Source organism: Plantactinospora sp. BC1, from assembly GCF_003030345.1.
GTDB lineage: Bacteria > Actinomycetota > Actinomycetes > Mycobacteriales > Micromonosporaceae > Plantactinospora.
In genome coordinates this window covers 3,153,345-3,172,380 of record NZ_CP028158.1, presented here as the reverse complement: position 1 = coordinate 3,172,380, position 19,036 = coordinate 3,153,345, and the positions used below count along the sequence as shown (strand labels likewise).

Here is a 19,036-nt window from a genome sequence, read left to right as displayed (position 1 = left end):
GGCGATAGCCCTGGTCGGGAGTGATCCCGGGGAACCAGGGCTATCACTGTCTTAGGGCGTCGAATTCTGCTACGTGCCAGATCTGTGCCAGATCAGGCGGCGATCGTGCCTCTCGCTCCTCGATCAAAGCGTCCAGCGCCGCTGCGATGGTGTGATCGCGGTCACGAGTCGCGTGCTGGTAGATCATCTTACCCGCCTCCGACTTCGGGTCGTCATCGATCTGCGTACCGTCTTCCATCTCGGCTGTCGCTCGGCGCACGTCGGACCGACACCCGTGCGTACCTCGGCTACCCCGGTAGGTGGACCACGGTGCCGGTGTTACGGGCGTGTTCGGCGGCCCAGACGACACGGTGGCTGAGCAGGCTGGAGGCTGCGTCGGAGGGGATGAGGGAGGGGTTGCCCTCGGCGACGGCCGCCAGGAAAGTGTCCGTCATGGCGGCGTCGCCACCGTGGTGGCCCTCGGCGGCAGTGCTGCCGGCGCCGGCCCCGGTCTCGAGGGTCCACCGACGGTCGGTGCGGAAGTCGGTGATGTGCAGCGTGCTGTTGTCGCCTTCGATGGAGCCGTGGGTGCCGAACAGGCGGGTGCGGCGACCGCTCATCGGGGTGAAGGCGGTGAGGGTGAACGAGCAGGTCGCGCCGTCCGCGAAGGACATGGTGACCACCTGGTGGTCGACGACGTCGTTGGCGCTGGCGTAGACACAGCGGCCGTACGGGCCGGTCCGCAGTGCCGCCTCGACGCCGGCCGGGGTGTGGTCGGTGGTGACTGCGGACAGCGGCCAGAACTCGCGCTCCGGGTCGCCGAGGCAGGCGAGGTAGAGCCGGGGGGCGGAGTACGGGCAGGACGGCTCGACCGGGCAGCTGAGGCAGGTGTTCGTGGCGCCCTCGGGTCGTTGGTCGGGACGGAAGTGGCTGAGTCCGCCGAACGAGCTGACCTGGGTCGGTGCGGATCCGAAGAGGTGAAGCAGCCAGTCGATGTCGTGGCAGGACTTGGTGAGCAGCAGCGGGCCGGAGGTGTGGCTGTTGCGCCAGTTGCCGCGGACGAAGGAGTGCGCGTAGTGCCACCAGCCGATCGGCTCGAGGTGCTGCACACTGACGAGCCGGCCGATCACCCCGTCGTCGAGCACTTCCTTGAGCGCCTTGGAGTAGGGCGTGTACCGCATGACGTGGCAGACCGCGAAGATGACATCGGCCTTCTGTACCGCGGCGGCGATGCGTACGGCGTCCGCCTCGGTGGTTGCCATCGGCTTTTCCAGCAGGATGTGGTATCCGAGTTCGGCGAAGGCGATGGTCGGTTCGGTGTGCATCTGGTCCTGGGTGGCGACCACGACCGCGTCACCCACCCGGCCGGCCGCGGCGAGGTCGCGCCAGTCCGCGTAGACGTGCTCCGGCGGCACGCCGAACTCGGCGGCGAACCGGGCGCGGCGGCTCGGGTCCGGTTCGGCCACGGCCGTCACCCGAGCCCGTCCGGACGCGGCCGCGTGCCGGGCGTACCCGAGTCCTCGCAGCCCGGCGCCCGCCACGACCAGTCGTACCGGGTTTACAGTCATGTAGGTGCCTTCCCTGGAGCTACTTATTAGACTCTCCATCATTAGTAGGTGCCTCAGTGGCGGACGTCAAGGGGTGGGCGCGTGACCGGACAACTCGCCGGCGGAGACCTGTCGAGGTTGCGGCAGCTCAACACCCTCACGGTGGTGCACGCGCTGCGCCAGCAGGCCCCGCGTACCTTGCGGGAGGTGTCGCGGGCTGCCGGTCTGTCCCGCGCGGCCAGCGAGGAGGTCCTCCGCGAACTCGAAGCGCAGGGGTGGGTCGAGCAGGTCGACCCGGCCGCGGGCACGATGGGGCGGCCGGCCCGGCGGTACCGGTTCCGCGCGGATGCCGGCTGGGTGCTCGGCGTCGACGTCGGCGGACACACGGTCCGGGCGATGGTCGCCGACCTCGACGGCGAGATCCGGTACGCGTTGCGCCAACCGGTCTCACCCGCCGCCGGGCGGGCCGAACGGCTGGCGGTGGTGGACAAGGTGGTCGCCGAATGCCTGGCCGGCTCCGGACGAACCGGGGCGGAGATGTGGGCGACGACGGTCGCCACGAGCGGTCTGACCGATGCGGCGGGCCGGGTGGTGCTCTCGGTCGCGCTGCCCGAGTGGACCGGTGTGCACCTGGCCGAGCACCTCAGCCGCCTGGTCTCGGGACCGGTGATGGTGGAGAACGACAGCCGCCTCGCCGCCCTGGCGGAGACCTGGCGGGGTGTAGCCCGGTACGCGCAGAACGTCGTCTACCTCCTCGCCGGCCTGCGCACGGGCACCGGCCTGATCATCAACGGCCAGCTGCACCAGGGGTTCGCGGGTGCGGCGGGGGAGATCGGGGCGCTGCCGGAGATGGGCTGGATCCGAGCCCAGGAACACCTGCGCACCTGGCCCGACGCGCCGGCCGGGACCGACCCGGAAGACGTGGCCGCGCTCGTCTTCGCCGCCGCGCGGGAGGGTGACCGCCGGGCGCTCACCATGGTCCGGCGGTACGTGAAGGACCTGGCGCTTGGCGCCTCGGCGCTGGTCCTCGCCCTCGACCCGCAGATGGTGGTCCTCGGCGGCGGCTTCTCCCGCTCGGCGGATGTGCTGCTGGAATCGCTCCGCCGGGAGTTCGACAAGCGGTGCATCCGGACCCCGGAGGTGCTCCAGTCGGCCCTCGCCGACGATGCCGTCGCGCTCGGTGCGGTCCGGCACGCCCTCGACCACCTGGAGCGGCACATCTTCGACCCGGGCAGCGGCCTGGCCGCGCCAGCCGCCCCGAAGCGCTGACCGCACCGACACCCCCGGCTTCCGTGCCATGTCTTCACATTGTTGCGCCAGTCTTGACAGACTTATGAGGGACAGTATTAATAGTGGGCGTGCTGTGACCTGAGTCTCCTGTCTGAAGGGACGCCCATGTTGAGACCCCTGCGGTTAGGACTGGCAGCGATGCTGGCTGCCGCGCTCACCTTCTCCGCCGCGGCCTGCGGCAGCGACGAACATCCTGCGGACGGCCCGGTGACGCTCTCCTACATGGTGTGGGACACCAATCAGGTGCCGGTGATGAAGGAACTCGCCGCGGCGTTCACCAAGGAGCACCCCACCGTCACGGTCGACGTGCAGATGACCCCCTGGACCGACTACTGGACCAAGCTGCGAGCCGCGGTGAGCGGGGGAGCGGCCCCGGACGTGTTCTGGATGAACGGTCCGAACATCCAGCTCTACGCCGACAACAAGGTCATCGTGCCGCTGTCGGACAGGATCAGCGACGCCGGGATCGACCTGGGTGTCTACCCCAAGGCCCTCGTCGACCTCTACACCTTCGAGGGCAAGGTCTACGGCCTGCCCAAGGACTTCGACACCGTGGGTGTCTGGTACAACAAGGAACTCTTCGACGCGGCCAAGGTCGCCTACCCCACCGACGGCTGGACCTGGGCCGATTTCAAGGCGGCGGCCGCGAAGCTCACCAATCCCGCCAAGGGCGTGTACGCGATCGGTGCCAGCGTCTCCTCCGGGCAGGAGTACTTCTACAACACCATCTACCAGGCCGGCGGCCAGGTCATCTCGGCCGACGGCAAGACCTCCGGCTACGACCAGCCGGCCACCATCGAGGGTCTGCGCTTCTGGACCGACCTGATCAAGGCCGGGCAGTCGCCTGACCTGAAGACGATGACCGACACCCAGCCGCTGCAACTCTTCGAGTCCGGCAAGCTCGCCATGTACTGGGGCGGATCGTGGAACGTGTCGGAGTTCTCCAAGAACGAGTACACGAGGACGCGGGTCGACGTGGGCCCGCTGCCGACCGGTGTCAGGAAGGCCACGATCATCCACGGTGTCGCCAACGTGGTCTCCTCGAAGACCAGCCACCCGGAGCAGGCCTGGGAGTTCGTACGGTTCCTCGGCTCCCGGCCGGCAGCCGAGATCCTCGGTCGCAGCGGACCGATCCCGGCGTACACGGGAACGCAGACGGGATGGGCGAGCGCCAACGCCCGGTTCAAGGTGCAGTACTTCCTCGACGCGGTGACGTACGCGGTGCCGTACCCGGTCTCCCGCAACACCGCCGCGTGGAACGAGGCCGAGGCCAAGCACCTGAGCCGGGCGTACAGCGGTGAGGTCGATGTGGAGACCGCGGCCACGGCGCTCGCCAAGGACATGAACGCCCTGCTGGCGAAGGAGTAGCCGGCCATGGTGGTCACCGAGTCGGGCGTCGTGCGGGCCGAATCGGTCGTCCCGCCCGTACCCCCCGGTCCGACCCGGCGCCGCCGGTCCTGGCGGCACCAGCGCAGCGAGGCGCTCTGGGCGTACCTGCTCATCGCCCCTACGGGGCTGGGCCTGGCCGTCTTCTACCTCTGGCCGGTGCTACAGACGGCGTACTTCTCGTTCAGCGAGTGGGGGCCGTTCGGCGGGCACGAGTGGATCGGCCTGGACAACTACCGGACTCTCGTCGGCGACGCGGAGGCGCTGCGGGCGCTGGGCAACACGACGCTGTACACGGTGCTGGGTCTGGCGGGTATTCCGGTGGCCATCGTCTTCGCCGCACTGCTCAACCGGCGCCAACTGCGGGCGGTGTCCGTCTACCGGATGCTGTTCTTCCTGCCGATGGTGACGATGCCGGTCGCGGTCGCGATGGTGTGGCGGTGGCTCTACAACGGCGAGTACGGGCTGATCAACCACGTCCTGTCGCGCGTGGGAATCGACGGTCCGCATTGGATCGCCGATCCGGCCACCGCTCTCTACGCCCTGGCTGCCGTCGGCATCTGGACCACCCTCGGCTACAACCTGGTGATCTTCCTGGCCGGTATGCAGGCGATCCCGAGGGAGCTGTACGAGGCCGCTTCGATCGACGGTGCGGGGCCGCTCGTCCAGTTCCGCAGGATTACCCTGCCGCTGCTGTCGCCGTCCATCTTCTTCGTCTCGGTGCTGTCGGTCATCGGCTCGCTGCAACTGTTCGACCTGGTGTACGTGATCGGCGGCAGTGGCCAGTCCGCGCGCAACAACCCGGCGTACCCGCGCATCCAGACGGTGGTGGCGCTCTTCTACGAGAAGGCGTTTTCCAGCAACGACCGCGGCTACGCGGCGGCGATCGTGATGGCCCTGCTCCTGTTGATCGTCGCGCTGACGGCCGTGCAGTTCCGGCTCCAACGGAGGTGGGTCCACTATGGCTAGGATCACGACACGCCGCGGGCACCTCGGGACCCACGCGGCCCTCGCCGTCGGCACGATGTTGATGGTCGTCCCGTTCGCCTGGCAGTTCCTCACTTCGCTGAAGTCGCTCTCCAGTGCGACCCGGGTACCACCGACGATCCAGCCGGATTGGCACTGGTCCAACTACAGGCGGGTCTTCGAACTGCTGCCCTTCGGCGACCAGTTCCTCAACACCGCGCTCGTGGCGGTGGGGCGTACCGCCGGGCAGCTGCTGTTCTGCTCGATGGCGGCGTACGCCTTCGCCCGACTGCGGTTTCCCGGCCGGAACCTGCTCTTCGGCGTCTTCCTGTCCGTGCTCATGGTGCCGCCACCGCTGTTCGTCATCCCCCAGTACGAGATCATGGCGAAGCTCGGCTGGCTCAACTCGCTCCAGGCGCTGATCGTGCCCGGCCTGTTCAGCGCATTCGGGGTGTTCCTGCTGCGGCAGTTCTTCCTCGGCCTGCCCAAGGAACTCGACGAGGCGGCGCGGCTGGACGGCGCCTCACCGCTGCGCATCTACTGGTCCGTGATGCTCCCACTGGCCAAGCCGGGTCTGCTGGCGCTCGCCATCCTGGCGTTGCTCTGGTCCTGGAACGACCTCTTCTGGCCGCTGGTGGTCAACACCGACCCGGACAAGATGACCCTGTCCGCAGGGCTGGCCTCCCTGCAGGGCCAGTTCCAGACCGACTACCCGGTGCTCATGGCCGGATCGCTACTCGCCTCCCTGCCGGTCATCGCGGTCTTCGTCGTGATGCAGCGGCACTTCATCGAAGGCATCGCCCTCACCGGCAACAAGGGCTGACAGCCCACAGCCGCGGGCGAGAAACGGAGCGACCGGTCTGACCGACCTGGCAGCGGTCGCTCGCGCCGGCACCACACCCGGGTGGTGCTACCCGGCGCAGGCAGTGCACCCGAGTACACCACCACGGTCACCTGACTGAAGGGGAGAAGCCGTGTTCGGTAAAGCCATCCGCCTGCTCTGCGGCGTGGTCGTCCTGACCGCCGCCGCCATCGTCCTGCCCCACGCGCAGCCCGCGAACGCGGCCGCGTTCGAGATCGGCCGCACCCCCTTCTACGGCAAGGTGCCCACGCTCAACCAGAACAGCCGCACCGCGTTCTGGTACGGGCAACTCGACCAGGCCAAGACCAACCAGCTCAAGGCGTACGACCTGGTCGTGCTCGAACCCACCCTGCGGGTGCTCAACCTGACCGCCGACCACTTCTACTTCGAGTCCGTCACCAGCGCACAGGTGCAGGAGATCAAGCGCGGGCTGGACGGTGTGCTCGGCAGCGCCGACGACGTCATCGTGTTGGGCTACCTCTCGGTCGGGGAGATGCTGCCCACCATCATTCCCGGGCACAGCGGGCACATGACCACCCAGAAGGGCATCGAACTCGGCCTCCTTCCGGCCGGCTATACCGGACCGTCGGGTCCGCTGCACGGACCCAACCCGTGGAACTACAACGCCGCGGGCGGCTACCTGAACGTGGAGGGTGGCGCGACCCCGGACGGCACGTACGACGACGGCTATGCCGGCTACACCGGTCTGAACATCGCCGCCGGCTACTCCTCCTGGGGCAACCGGCTCACCTGGCGCAACCGCGGCGTCATGCCCTGGTACCTCGACCAGCAGGGCACCTGGGTCAGCGACAGCCGGTACCTCTACGGCGGCTACTGGCGGGACGGGGACGGCACCGTCGACGTCAACCGCAACTACGGCGGCGGCTACATCAACGCCGGTGACCCGGCCTGGCAGCGGTTCGTCACGTACCAGGTCGACAAGATCGTCCACGACGGTGACTACGACGGCGTCTTCCTCGACACCGTCGACACGCCCGACCCGGTCGGAGGGGCCGGACCGGGTGTCTCGTGGGGCCCACGCGGCAACTTCGGCTTCACCGCCGGCGGCATGATCGACCTCGTCGAGAAGATCAAGGCCGTCGACCCGAGCAAGGTCGTCGCCGCCAACCGCGGCTACTGGTACTTCAACCCGGACGAGGGCACCTCGCGGTTCGCTGACCGCTATCGCCGCGCCATCAACGTATTCGTCACCGAATCCTGGTACTACAACACCTACATCCCCGGCTTCTACGACAGCAGCCCCGGTTACGAGAGCAACTGGAACACCGATCCCGCCTCGGCCGGCTACCGCCACCGCGACAACTTCGGCGGCTTCTGGAAGTCCTACATGAACGCCCAGGCCAACCGGGCCGACGGCTTCAACATCGCGATCATCGACTTCCGGGTGCCAGCCAGCGGCACCCAGAAGTGGATGAACGAGGTGGTGGTCAACTCCGGCTACCTCGGCTACTCGGTCTCCGGCGCCAACCACTTCAACTCGGCGATCTACGACGACGCGAAGAACTGGCTCGACGCCAACGGACGCGCCGCACCCAGCCAGGCCGGCGCCCACCCGACCAACCTGTTCGGCGGGTTCGTCGCCGACGGCGACACCGGGGAGTGGACGTCCCAGACACCGATCTACCACGATCCTGCCGGCGCCAACGCCAAGGGCATCACCAAGGTGTACGCCCGGTTCGTCGGGGACCGGTTCTTCATGATGATCGAGGCGAAGCAGACGATCAGCCTGGCCCAGGAGATGATCTACTTCGACTACGACCGGGACGGCCCCTCCGGCTGGCAGCCCTTCTGGCCGACCTCACCCGACGCCCGGGTCTACCTGGAAAACCTCAACCAGGCGTACCTGCTGCCACACGTGGCCGGTCAGGCCGACGTGTTCCGGTTCAGCAGCCCCAGCGCGCCCGGCAACCGGGGCTGGCCGGTGCGGGTCGTGCAGTCCGGCACCCGCGCCGAGCTGGAATTCGACCGCGGTTACATCTTCCCGCCCTCGACGGCGGGCCGGGAGATCTGGACGTGGTTCCGGGTCGCCAACTTCGGTGGCCAGGCCGTGCGGTTCTCCGTGCCCGGCGCTGCGCCCATCCCGTCGCCGGTCGTCGGCAACGGTCAGGCGACGAACGTGCCGGCCACCTGAAGGACAACTCCACCGACGAACGGCTCCCGGCCGAGCCGAACCCCTGCCCCTCGTCACGGTCAGAGAGAGAGCTATGTCCCGTAACCGAATGATCGCCGCCGCCCTCGTGGGCGTGCTGGCCACGGTCACCCTCAACGTGGCGCCGGCACACGCCACGATCAGCGGCCAGACGGCATCCAACACCGCCACCACCGTCACCTACCGATACCAGTACACCGGCGCACCCGCGTGGCGCCGCGTCTACGTGGACACCGACCGCAACGCGGCCACCGGGTTCGCCACCGCCGGCATCGGAGCGGACTACCTGCTGGAGAACGGCACCCTGTACCGGCACGCCGGCAGCGGCTGGAACTGGGCCGTGGTCACCGCCGTCACCCACACCAACGGCGGCGGCACCGCGAGCTGGACCGTCAACCGCGCCGACCTCGGCGAGACCGCGACACCCAACGACGCCGACCTGGTCTTCCAGACCGAGGCGCCGCTGGACACCTCGGCCCGGTACACCCACGTCTACAGCGGCTCAGGCAACGGCGGCGGCACGGTGACGTACCAGCCGGACACCGCCGACATCGCCAACCCGGAGCGCGGCTTCTACCACCACACCGGCGACTGCGACGTCAACGACTTCAACCTCGCCACCTTGCAGGGCTACCGCACCAGCCAGCAGACCACGCTCGTGATGTGCGTGTTCTACCTCGCCGCGTTCAAGAACGCGCCGATCAGCGCGGCGGCACTCGCCCAGTTCCAGCAGCAGGCCGACACCGTGCGCGCCGCCGGGCTGAAGATGATCCTGCGGTTCGCGTACACCACCTCCACCAGCGGCGACGACGCCCCGCTCAGCCGCGTGCTGTCACACCTCGACCAGCTCGCGCCGTACCTCAGCGCCAACAGCGACGTCATCCACGTCATGCAGGCCGGCTTCATCGGCGCGTGGGGCGAGTGGTGGTACACGCAGAACTTCGGCAACGAAGGCAACGTGACCCAGGCCGACTGGGCCAACCGCAAGGCCGTGGTGGACAAGCTCCTCAGTGTGCTGCCGGCGAACCGCATGGTCCAACTGCGCACCCCCAAGTTCAAGCGCACGATGTACGGCACCGGCGCACTGACGCCCGGCCAGGCGTACAACGGCACCGCGCTCGCCCGCCTCGGTCACCACAACGACTGCTTCCTCGCCAGCCCCGACGACCTCGGCACCTACGAGAACATTGCGGTCGAGTACCCGTACCTGGCGGCCGAGACCCAGTTCGTGCCGATGGGCGGCGAGACCTGTCAGCCCAACCCGCCGCGCTCACAGTGCCCGACCGCGCTACAGGAACTCGGCCAGTTCCACTGGAACTACCTCAACGCCGACTATCGCGCGGAGGTGCTCAACGGCTGGACCAGCGGTGGCTGCATGACCAGCGTGCGCCGTAACCTCGGCCACCGGTTCACCCTCACCCAGGGCACGTACCCGGCCACCGCGACGGCCGGCGGCAGCCTGGCAGTCCAGTTCACCGTGCAGAACGCGGGCTGGGCCGCGCCGTTCAACCCGCGCGGTCTCACCCTCGTGCTGCGCAACACCGCGACGGGTGCCGTCCACTCGAGGGCGCTCAGTGCCGATCCGCGCCGCTGGGCCGCGGGCACGTCCACCACGGTCAACCAGTCCGTCTCGCTGGCGGGCGTGCCGTCGGGCAGTTACCGGCTGCTGCTCAGCCTCCCCGACCCGCGTCCGGGGCTCGCCACCCGGCCCGAGTACGCCATCCGGCTGGCCAACACCAACGTGTGGGAGCCCAGCACCGGCTACAACGACCTGCTGCACTCGGTGGTTGTCCGATGAGTCACGTCACGCGGGAGATCGCCAGCCAGCCCGATTGTTGGCGGCGGGCCATCGGGCTCGTCGCCGAGGTCGGCCACCTGCTCCCGGAACCGGGCCAGCGGAGCGCCGTCATCGGTTGCGGCACGTCCTGGTTCGTCGCCCAGGCGTACGCCCGACTGCGGGAAGCCGCCGGGCACGGCGAGACGGACGCGTTCACCGCGTCGGAGTTCCCCGCCGAGCGCGGCTACGACGCCGTCGTCGCGATCACCCGCTCGGGTACGACCACCGAGGTGCTGGACGCCATCCGGGGCCGTGCGGCCACGGTGATCCTCGCCGATCCGCACACTCCGGCTGCCCACCTGGCGGTGGGCGTGATCGCGCTCCCGTGGGCCGACGAGCGGTCGGTCGTGCAGACCCGCTTCGCGACCACCGCGCTCGCGCTGCTCAGCACGCATGTCGGCGCACCACCCGACCCGGCGGCGACGGAGAAGGTGGTGGCCGCGCCGCTCCCGCTCGATCCGTCCGCCGTGGAGCAGGTCACGTTCCTGGGTGCCGGCTGGACGGTGGGACTGGCACACGAGGCGGCCCTCAAATGCCGGGAAGCGGCCGGGTTGTGGACCGAGTCCTACCCCGCGATGGAGTACCGGCACGGACCGATCGCGATCGCCGCACCCCGCCGGGCGGTGTGGATGTTCGGGGATCCGCCCGCCGGCCTCGCCGAGCAGATCGGCCGGACCGGCGCCACGTTCGTGAACACCGGACGCGACCCGTTCGCCGACCTGGTGGTGGCGCAGCGTTTCGCGGTCGAGGCCGCCGCTCACCACGGCCTCGACCCCGACGTGCCACGCAACCTGACCCGCTCGGTGGTACTGCGGTGACCGGTAGCGGGGACGTGGTCGTGGCTGTGGACGTCGGTGGCACCCACGTCAAGTGCGCGCTCGTCGACACCCGGGGCGACCGGCGGCACCGCGAGCGGCATCCGACCGGTGCCGAGCGGGGACCGGAAGCCGTCGTCGCCACGATCCTCGACATCGTGCGCACGCTTGCCGACCGCGCCCGCGCGCAGGGACTGGTGCCCCAGGCGGTCGGTGTCGCGGTACCCGGGGTGGTGGACGAGGTCGAAGGGGTCGCGCAGCATGCCGCCAACCTGCCGCTGCGCGACGTACCCCTGCGGAAGCTGGTCGCCGAACACGTTGAGCTGCCCACCGTGCTCGGCCACGACGTGCGTGCCGGCGGTCTCGCCGAGGCCCGCCTCGGCGCCGGGCAGCACACGACGCACATGCTCTTCGTACCGATCGGCACCGGCATCGCCGCCGCCTACCTGACGGGTGGCGCGGTGCTGACCGGTGCCGGCGCGGCCGGTGAACTCGGGCATGTGGTCATCCGACCCGATGGCCCACGATGCGCTTGTGGCGGTCGCGGCTGTCTGGAGGCGGTCGCGTCCGCCGCCGCGATCGCACGTCGGGCCGGGATGCCGGCACCCGAGGTCGTGGCTCGGGCGGTCGCCGGAGATCCTGCCGCAGCCGATATCTGGCGCGATGCCGTCCGCGCCCTCGCCGACGGATTGCTGACCGCCCAGGCGCTGCTGGATCCGGAGGTCATCGTCCTGGGCGGCGGACTTTCCCAAGCGGGTGACGCCCTGCTCGGACCGGTACGGGCCGAAGTCCTCGACCGGCTGACCTCGTACCGCGAACCGCAGATCCTGCGCGCGTCATTCGGTGACGAAGCAGGCTGTCTCGGCGCAGGGCTCCTCGCCCTCGACCACTGGCAGGGCCGCACAAAATGATGGGGAAGCCGGCCGGGTCGGGGCGTGGCGGGGTTTTGTCCGGCGGCCTGGTCTCCCGTCCCGATCGCGAGCGGCCACCGGGATCCGTCTGGCGGTTAGGTACGGCGACGTCCGGCGTGCCGTCCGGGTCGAGCGTGGTCGGGCTGGCCGCCCCCGCCGCCAGGCCTCGCCGCGCTTCTAGTGGTCGCGAATTCTGCGAGAATGATTTTCTTGAACTGGGTTATCTGGTAACGATGCACCCTGGAGCTCCGTAGGGCTCGGCATCTATAAGTGTGCTCGGAATGTCATGGAGGGAGGCGTCGTTGGGCTTCTTGCTTAGGGTCCTGGAAGAGGATGGAGAAGTCGTGGAACAGGTGGTTGCCGATCAGAGGTTTAATCCAATGCGCGTCGGTATTGAGGCGGCGGGTGTCTCTAGCGACTTCCTTGTGGAACTCGTTCGACTATGTAGGGTTGGTCGCGCAAAGCCGCAGCGACGTTTCGTCTTCATCGGTGACTGAGCCTTTCATCCTGCTTAATGGTTCGCTTCGACCTAGTGTAGGACGAGGATGGCCTGCAGGATCGCGGTGGCGCGGCGCGGGCAGCAGCGCAGCTTGGTCAGGATCTTCCAGGTTTGGGCGTGGCGATGGCGGTTCGCCGCGGGCTCGGATTCTTTCGTGCGCGCGGTTGACCGCCTTCCCTCGACGTGACAGCTCCGGCCGGTGACGCGTCGCTCGAACGGTGTGCGCAGCTGCCTCGGGCGCAGGCGGAGCCAGTACCGCCCTGAACGTCGCCTACCACCTGACCCTATTCGCGACAGCCATCGACCCACCCCGGCGTCCTTCTACCTGACCTTCTGATCATCGATCCGCCACGTAAGGCAATCGGAAACCGGGAACCAGACGTGGCACTTGGCCGGCGCCTATACGCCCGACTAGTAACACTTGCAGAAATCTACGGCAGGAGGATTCAGATCATCGTCGCCGACAACGACATCCCCACCGGCATCGTCGCCTCGCATACGACGATCGATCTCACTTCACGGCGCTCGGTTGTTCCCGGAGTCACGAACACCGGAGTCGGTCAGGGGCAACGGGTTGAATACGTCCAGGGGAACAGTGACAGCTCGGCCTAACCTGCCCAAGGCCGCCCTCTCTCAATTCTCCGGTGGCTCGGGTCTGGGGCCTCCGGGCGTAGTGAACAGCTTCGCTGGTTCGAGCATCGCGAAGACAATCTGTTTCCCAACTGCATCCCTGGGGGTTAATCGATCTGGTGCGGGCAGTGGCGGCCGGACGGGGTGGCACGAAGCCTCCCGCACTGAGCGTGGTCACATTGGTGGTCACAGACCAAGATCAGCGGGCTCGTCGAGGCGCAGGATCGTTTCCTCGATCTTCGCTTTCCGCCCGTTGGCGAACGAGATTTCCGTGCCTATGACCTCGAACCCAGCTCTCCGCAGCACCTTGATCGACTTCACATTGTCGCTCGCGGCGCGGGCGAACAGGGGCCGCGCGCGAACCGACTCCAGGAGCAGAGCGAGCGCTCGGCCGGCGATGCCCTGCCCCCAGAAGGACCTGTCGATCCAGTATGTGACCTCGGTATCGCCATTAACGACGAAGCTGGCGATGCTGCCGACGAGCCGTCCATCGACGGTGACCGCACGAGTGGTCACCTCAGGCGACGTCCGGACCTTTGCCATGTGGACATCGAATGCGGTGCGGTCATCGGGATCTTCGGCAACGAAGGCGGCCATCCGGACCGACTCGGGATCCCGCATCTGTTCGAACAGGGCATCGAGGTCGGAGTCTTCGATCGGCCGCAGTGCCACGTCAGCCACCAAGTACCCCCAACCCTCGTCCGGCGATGAGCGGGGCGAACATACCAGCACCGTCAGACAATCGGTGAGGATTCGACATCCGCCTCCCCAGCGGGTCCTCCGATTGTCGGTGGGTTCGGCTAGCGTCCGCCCATGACCGGCACCGAGCTTGCTGCTTCCTCCTTGTTGCCCTTGGCCGAGGAGGAAGCCCGTTTCTGGCTGCTGGTGGAACAGGCGTGGGCTCAGCTGGGTCCGGAGCCGGCGGCGCTGCGCCGCGCCCTGCTCCAACGGGATCCGGGCAGCGACGGGGACGACGACCTGTATGCGATCGACGCGTGGCTCGACCCGTTCCTCGCCGCGCTGCGCGAAATTTGCGCCGGGCTCACGGGCCCCGAGTTGGTTGCCCTCGACCGGGTCGTCGAGCGAAAGCTGTACGACATCGACCGCGCTGACATTCACGAGGTCACGGATGGCTCCGACGACGGCTTTCTATACGCCCGTGGCTTCATCGTAGCGATGGGGCGGGAGTTCTACGAGGCGGTCCAGGCGAACCCGGCGATGGCCGTGCTCGACGCCGACTGCGAGGGACTGTGCTACCTCTTCGCGCATCTGCACGAGAAACGGTTCGGCGTCTGGCCGGAGACCGGCTCGGGCATCACACGGGAGTCAGTCAGCAACCCGGCAGGGTGGCCGACGGTCTAGCCATAAGCCGTCATCGCACGGGACACGCTCTCGTGCCGCCACTCGTGCGCGTCGCCCGGCCGGGAGCCGTCACGTCGCACCGCCGGCCTCTCACACCGGCGGCTCGGCGGCCCGCTGGCATCCGCAAGCCAGTTGAAGAAATATGACGCAAGGTGTCAGGTTTTGGGTGGAGCATAGGTTCATCGGTCGGCGCCGGTGACAGGCGCGGGCAGCGGCACGGATAGATACGGAAAGACAAGGACCTCCATGCGCGAAACCCCGGAAGATCTCGAAGAGCTCCAAGCCCTCCTTGACGCCTCCCTCGCCCGCTCCACCTCCCACCTCCGCTCGATCATCAACACCGCGCGCACGCTGAACGCGGAACAGCTCACCCAGGTCCTCACCGGCATGTGCACCCTCGCTCTGTCCACCGTGACGGCGAAGGGCGAGCCGCGGATCAGTGGTGTGGACGGGCACTTCCTGCGCGGCAAGTGGTACTTCGGCACGGCGCGCGACGCGGCCAAGGCGCGCCACCTCGCGGCGCGGCCCGCCGTCAGCGCCGCGCATATGCGCGGTGAGGACCTCGGCGTCTTCACGCACGGCAAGGTGGAGATCCTCAACCCCCAGAACGGCGATCGGGCCACGGACTGGCCGGACGTGCTCGCCTACTTGAAGGACTTCTACGGCGACGACCTCTTCGACTGGGACAACGAAGTGGTCTACTACCGGTTGCATCCGCACTGGATGACCGTCTATGCCCCCGACCTGGCAAAGCTCACCGTGGCGTCCCAGCCCTGATCCGCAGCGGGGCCTTCCCCGGACGGAGGGTCGCTGTCGCCACCGTCGTCCGCACCCGGCCGTTGACGCCCGCGCATAGTGCGACCTTGACGCAACCCGAGTTCGTGATGGGCGGGCTCGTCCGGCCGAGTCAGTCGTCAGCGCTGCCCGGGTCAGCCAAGCGCCGGCGCGTCGGACGGGGTTGTCGGTCGCCGTCCGAGCACGCGGTAGCGGAGGTGTACGACGCCGTTGCGGAATCGGCGCTCATCGAGGAGTTCGAGGTCTGCGCGCATGCCGGTCGGCAGCCCTGGCTTACCCCCGCCGACGACAATCGGCAGGACGAACAGCTGGCATTCGTCGACCAGCCCGGCCTGGAAAGCCTGCGTCGCGAGGTTGGCGCCTCCTACGGTGAGGTCGCTGCTGGCCGTGGCCTTCAGTTCGTGTACTGCGGCGGGGTCGAAACGGCGTTCGAGTCGGGTGTCGGCCGTTGACACCGTGGTGAGAGTCGTGGAGTACACGACTTTGCTCGCCGCCTGCCAGGCGCTCGCGAAGTCGGCCATGAGGTCGGACTGCGCGGCCAGAGTGGCGTCGGTCTCCCAGACGGCCATCGCCTCGTACAGGCGCCGGCCGTAGAGGAACGTGCCCACAGACCGCAGGAGGTCGGTGGTGAACGCGAACACCTCCTCGTCGAGGGGGAACCAGGCGAACACACCCCGCTCGTCCTCGATGTAGCCGTCAAGCGACACGTTCGTCACGTAGATGAGCTTGCCCATGCCGTTACCTCTCGATGGTCGATCGAACCAGATCAAGTTTCGGGCCGTCTCATGACTCCCCTGTCCCGGGAGGCCACACCGACTGCGCCCACCTGTTCTACGAACGTCCTGCGGCAGATCCGACACCCTGCCGTAAACGTTCCCAGACTCCCGCCGCTCGGCGCCCGCGATCGAGAAGCATCCGTGCTCGCTGGCATCCGCGATCGCCGACCTCGGGCGATGGGAGACCCACGACCAGCGAGCCCGGACCGTCAGGCTGCACGACTCGTTGCCGGCTGCGCTGCGGCACAACCGCACGCAGGCGTTCCTGCGGCTGCTCGGCCGTGACGGCGACACCGTCGGGCCTCTCGTCCAGTACCTGAATACCTCGATCGTGACCACGAACGAGGCGGTGCTCGCAGCTACCGGCGGTCGGTACCGGGCGACGGCGCAACGGCCCAAAGCGATGTCGCCGGGCCGGCTGGCGTTCACGTGGTTTCCCGAGGACGAAGCCGACTGCGTGCAGCGGGACTTCGTCGTCCTGGTCAACCCCGGGACCCGGGCGGCGGGGTAGCGGCAGCGGGCTAGTGAGGATGAGCGGTCCCGCGACCGTGATGGCCCTGCGCGGGCTGGTGGCGTTGGCGAGCAGTCCGCCGAGCGCGCTGAGGATGAGATGGCCCACTGCTGCGCTGAGGAGTGACAACTACAGCCGACCGTCACGTCATCAGAGGGTGCGGGCGCCAGGACGCCGGCACTGTTCGGCTGGATACGAACCCTCGCGAGGAAATTCCCGAGGCTCTGCCAGATTCTGCTGCCTACACTCAGCCGGTGATGAAGGGGCGCTTCGTTGACGACGGACGGTGGTTGGCCGGTTTCTCCGGTGAGTTCGTCGTGCGATGCGCCCGGTGCGGCGCGGCGGCGAAGGTCTCGCGGGAATGGGACGGTGTCGGACGGACCTGGAGGCCGGCGACAGTTGCCTGCGTGACCTGTGGGTTCTCCCGCCGACAGCACAGGTCGGCCGGCTGTGAATGTGGCCGTTGCCGACGTCACCTCCCCCACAGTTGGGCGGGGCCGGTGGTCATCAGCGTGCGGCAGCGGTGCGGCCATTGCGGCCGCCGGATGTACGTCGAACGCCGGGCGAAAGCGGCGCCGCAGCACCGCTTCGTCACTCTGCACTGCGACGGCTGCGGTACGGCGACCAACGCGAGCTATGGGCTGCGTCCGGTGATGGTGCCCGCAGCCCTGGTGGACAACTGCTTCGGTCTACCACTGTGGCTACAGACCCCGTGCGCCGGTCACACGTTGTGGGCCTTCAATCCGCGCCACCTCGCTTACCTGAAGGAGTTTCTGCGGGCCGGCCTCCGAGAACGGCACGGCACGGCCAACGCCTCGGTGGTGTCCCGACTGCCCGGCTGGCTCAAACAGGCCAAGCACCGGGGCGAGGCACTGCGCGCGGTCGAGCGTCTTGAACGCCTGCTCGTGCCCTGAAATCCGGCGACCGGCAGCCGCCGGCCGTTCACAATCTGGGTCGGCCCGCCAGCCGCGCTGTCGGCGCGTACGACGCTGACAGCGCGGCGGCGGGGCGCAGGGCGGTATCCGTACGGCCGCTGATGCGGGTCAGAGCCCATCCCAGAAGGTCAACCGGTGCGCGGCGGTCCGGTCGAACCGGCCTACCCGGTCGAGGTCCAGGCCCTGGACGTACGGGTGAAGCCGCCATGCCGGTAGTCCGTGGGCGTTCGGGTTACCCGTGGCGGCAAACCGTGCCCAGTAGCCGATCATTCGGTCGCCGAGTCGACGCTGCTTCTTGGTGAGCGGGGCGGACTCCCACGACGGGTCGAAGAGGAACGGCAGCTCTGAGCCGTGTGAAGCCATCGGCTCCACCTGGTCGTCGGGGTACGGGAACAGTTGCGGCGCGGTCCGGTCGAGGAACTCGTAGGAGTAGACCGGTACGTGCCGGGCCAGCAGTCGGTCGGTGTCCCGCGCCTGCCTCGCCCAGTCGAGGTCGCTCATCACGGCGGCAGCGCTCTGGGTGGGTACGTCGCCGGGCGGGTAGGCGGCCAGGACGGCCGGTGCCCGTTCCCCGAAGATCTGGGTGATGCCATCGACGTACTGCGCGGCGGTGAGGTTCGGAAACATCATCGACGCGAACATGGTGCCCTCGTCCCGGGTGATGCCGGACAGGATCGGCACCCGGTGGAAGCGTCCCTCGGCGAAGACTGTTGCCGGGTCTTCTGGTAGCACGGTGTTGCCGTATCCGGGGAGCGGAAGTGAGGGCTGGGCGAGGAGTTCCAGAACCGACTTACCCCTGAGGCAGGAGACATCAGGGCAGGAGACCTGGTCGGCGATCATCTGCCCGTACCCCTCGTGCGCCGAGGTAGGGACCCAGAGTGGCACGTTCAGGACCGGCGGCAGGTCGCCCTGGCTCCAACACGGGGTACTCTGCGTGATCGCGCGGTGGAACAGGCCGGCCGAGGCCGGGGAGGTGAGCTGGGCGCATACCGAGTGCGCGCCCGCTGACTCGCCAGCGAGCGTGACGTTGTTCGGATCACCGCCGAACGCGGACACGTTGCGCCGTACCCACCGCAGCGCCGCCTGCTGGTCCTCCAGGCCGAACGCGCCGCCGTTGGACAGCCCCGGGTGACCGAAGAAGCCGAAGATCCCGAGCCGGTAGTTGAGGGTAACCACGACGACGTCGCCGCGCGTGGCGAGGCGGGTGGCGTCGTAGTCGCTGCCGGCACCCTTCGTCAGACTGCCGCCATGCAGCCAGACCAGCACCGGCTTGCGGCGGTGGGATGAGGCGCCGCGCGGAGCGGTCACGTTGAGATAGAGACAATCCTCGCTGTCGCTGGCCGGCAGGCCCCAACTGTCAGCCGTCTGGGCGCACCGGTTGCCAGGCCGTGTCGCAGCACGGACGCCGGCCCACCGCTCGACGGGTTGCGGCGAGCGCCAGCGCAGCTCGCCGACGGGTGCGGCGGCGTAGGGAATGCCCTGGAAGAGCCGATGATCATGACGCACCGTACCGGCTATCCAGCCCGCATCGGTGCGCACATTGCCGGGCCCGGCGGCCGCCGGCGCGGGCGTGGGCGCCGGCAGGGCCAGCAGCGCGACGACGGTCGCGATTGTCGTCAGGATTCGCATGTGCTCAAGGTGTCATCCGACCAGCGGCGGCCGGAATGAGGTTTCCTACCCGGAGAGGTGTACCTACCTCTACCCCTGACGTCGTTGTCACGGCCAGGCCGTGAAACGCAGCGCCACCGAGACGACAGCCCCGATC

The 19,036-nt window shown here is 68.4% G+C and carries 17 protein-coding genes and 1 pseudogene; 12 read left to right on the top strand and 6 right to left on the bottom strand.

The features are described 5' to 3' along the window. Positions 1 to 43: 43 nt before the first annotated feature. Together C6361_RS38160 and C6361_RS13615 are read right to left on the bottom strand one after the other, a co-directional pair. Positions 44 to 238, bottom strand: a complete 195-nt coding sequence (locus C6361_RS38160) for a hypothetical protein (RefSeq protein WP_234359479.1) — start codon at positions 236 to 238, stop codon at positions 44 to 46. A 49-nt stretch (positions 239 to 287) separates the two neighbouring features. Continuing rightward, positions 288 to 1,547 carry a Gfo/Idh/MocA family protein gene (locus C6361_RS13615; RefSeq protein ID WP_107258095.1) on the bottom strand — a complete coding sequence of 420 codons (1,260 nt, stop codon included), beginning with the start codon at positions 1,545 to 1,547 and terminating at the stop codon, positions 288 to 290. Positions 1,548 to 1,628: 81 nt separating this feature from the next. Here C6361_RS13615 and C6361_RS13610 point away from each other — a divergent pair, with 81 nt between their 5' ends. From C6361_RS13610 to C6361_RS13580, 8 genes are all read left to right on the top strand, one after another. Next, positions 1,629 to 2,795 carry an ROK family transcriptional regulator gene (locus C6361_RS13610; protein WP_107267981.1) on the top strand — a complete coding sequence of 389 codons (1,167 nt, stop codon included), beginning with the start codon at positions 1,629 to 1,631 and terminating at the stop codon, positions 2,793 to 2,795. Between the two features lie 126 nt (positions 2,796 to 2,921). Continuing rightward, positions 2,922 to 4,184: a sugar ABC transporter substrate-binding protein gene (locus tag C6361_RS13605; protein WP_107267980.1), complete on the top strand. Its 1,263-nt coding sequence runs from the start codon at positions 2,922 to 2,924 to the stop codon at positions 4,182 to 4,184. Positions 4,185 to 4,190: 6 nt separating this feature from the next. Continuing rightward, positions 4,191 to 5,171 carry a carbohydrate ABC transporter permease gene (locus C6361_RS13600; protein ID WP_107267979.1) on the top strand — a complete coding sequence of 327 codons (981 nt, stop codon included), beginning with the start codon at positions 4,191 to 4,193 and terminating at the stop codon, positions 5,169 to 5,171. Beyond that, a complete protein-coding gene (locus C6361_RS13595) occupies positions 5,164 to 5,991 on the top strand; it encodes a carbohydrate ABC transporter permease (protein WP_107267978.1) in 828 nt (275 codons plus the stop codon). Before C6361_RS13600 ends, C6361_RS13595 begins: the two co-directional genes overlap by 8 nt. A 151-nt stretch (positions 5,992 to 6,142) precedes the next feature. Further along, positions 6,143 to 8,182, top strand: coding sequence for a hypothetical protein (locus C6361_RS13590; protein ID WP_159079318.1), 2,040 nt, complete (start codon positions 6,143 to 6,145; stop codon positions 8,180 to 8,182). A gap of 73 nt (positions 8,183 to 8,255) precedes the next feature. After that, on the top strand, positions 8,256 to 9,998 hold the full coding sequence (locus tag C6361_RS13585) for a DUF4832 domain-containing protein (RefSeq protein ID WP_107267976.1): 1,743 nt from the start codon (positions 8,256 to 8,258) through the stop codon (positions 9,996 to 9,998). Continuing rightward, positions 9,995 to 10,855 carry an SIS domain-containing protein gene (locus C6361_RS38155; protein WP_234359478.1) on the top strand — a complete coding sequence of 287 codons (861 nt, stop codon included), beginning with the start codon at positions 9,995 to 9,997 and terminating at the stop codon, positions 10,853 to 10,855. The genes C6361_RS13585 and C6361_RS38155 overlap by 4 nt, the downstream gene beginning before the upstream one ends. Next, entirely contained in the window at positions 10,852 to 11,763 is a 912-nt protein-coding gene (locus C6361_RS13580) for an ROK family protein (protein WP_234359477.1), read from the top strand. Before C6361_RS38155 ends, C6361_RS13580 begins: the two co-directional genes overlap by 4 nt. A 529-nt stretch (positions 11,764 to 12,292) precedes the next feature. Here the strand turns inward: C6361_RS13580 and C6361_RS13575 are convergent. Then, a pseudogene (locus tag C6361_RS13575) lies at positions 12,293 to 12,490 on the bottom strand (IS5/IS1182 family transposase); the annotation flags it as partial. Between the two features lie 588 nt (positions 12,491 to 13,078). Beyond that, complete coding sequence (locus C6361_RS13570) at positions 13,079 to 13,573, bottom strand: GNAT family N-acetyltransferase (RefSeq protein ID WP_107267974.1); 495 nt, start codon at positions 13,571 to 13,573, stop codon at positions 13,079 to 13,081. A gap of 132 nt (positions 13,574 to 13,705) precedes the next feature. Here C6361_RS13570 and C6361_RS13565 point away from each other — a divergent pair, with 132 nt between their 5' ends. Together C6361_RS13565 and C6361_RS13560 are read left to right on the top strand one after the other, a co-directional pair. Beyond that, the gene (locus C6361_RS13565; protein ID WP_107267973.1) at positions 13,706 to 14,254 is read left to right on the top strand and encodes a DUF4240 domain-containing protein; all 549 of its coding nucleotides are present in this window, start codon (positions 13,706 to 13,708) and stop codon (positions 14,252 to 14,254) included. A gap of 246 nt (positions 14,255 to 14,500) precedes the next feature. Further along, on the top strand, positions 14,501 to 15,031 hold the full coding sequence (locus C6361_RS13560) for a pyridoxamine 5'-phosphate oxidase family protein (protein WP_107267972.1): 531 nt from the start codon (positions 14,501 to 14,503) through the stop codon (positions 15,029 to 15,031). Positions 15,032 to 15,183: 152 nt separating this feature from the next. On the opposite strand, the gene C6361_RS13555 is transcribed toward C6361_RS13560, so the two are convergent. After that, complete coding sequence (locus tag C6361_RS13555) at positions 15,184 to 15,783, bottom strand: dihydrofolate reductase family protein (RefSeq protein ID WP_107267971.1); 600 nt, start codon at positions 15,781 to 15,783, stop codon at positions 15,184 to 15,186. A 268-nt stretch (positions 15,784 to 16,051) separates the two neighbouring features. Between C6361_RS13555 and C6361_RS13550 the strand changes: the two genes are divergently transcribed. Next, on the top strand, positions 16,052 to 16,336 hold the full coding sequence (locus C6361_RS13550) for a hypothetical protein (protein WP_107267970.1): 285 nt from the start codon (positions 16,052 to 16,054) through the stop codon (positions 16,334 to 16,336). 500 nt (positions 16,337 to 16,836) lie between these two features. Further along, positions 16,837 to 17,250, top strand: a complete 414-nt coding sequence (locus tag C6361_RS13545; RefSeq protein ID WP_107267969.1) for a hypothetical protein — start codon at positions 16,837 to 16,839, stop codon at positions 17,248 to 17,250. A gap of 129 nt (positions 17,251 to 17,379) precedes the next feature. Here C6361_RS13545 and C6361_RS13540 read toward each other — a convergent pair whose 3' ends face one another. After that, positions 17,380 to 18,900, bottom strand: coding sequence for a carboxylesterase/lipase family protein (locus C6361_RS13540; protein WP_107267968.1), 1,521 nt, complete (start codon positions 18,898 to 18,900; stop codon positions 17,380 to 17,382). Positions 18,901 to 19,036: the final 136 nt, after the last annotated feature.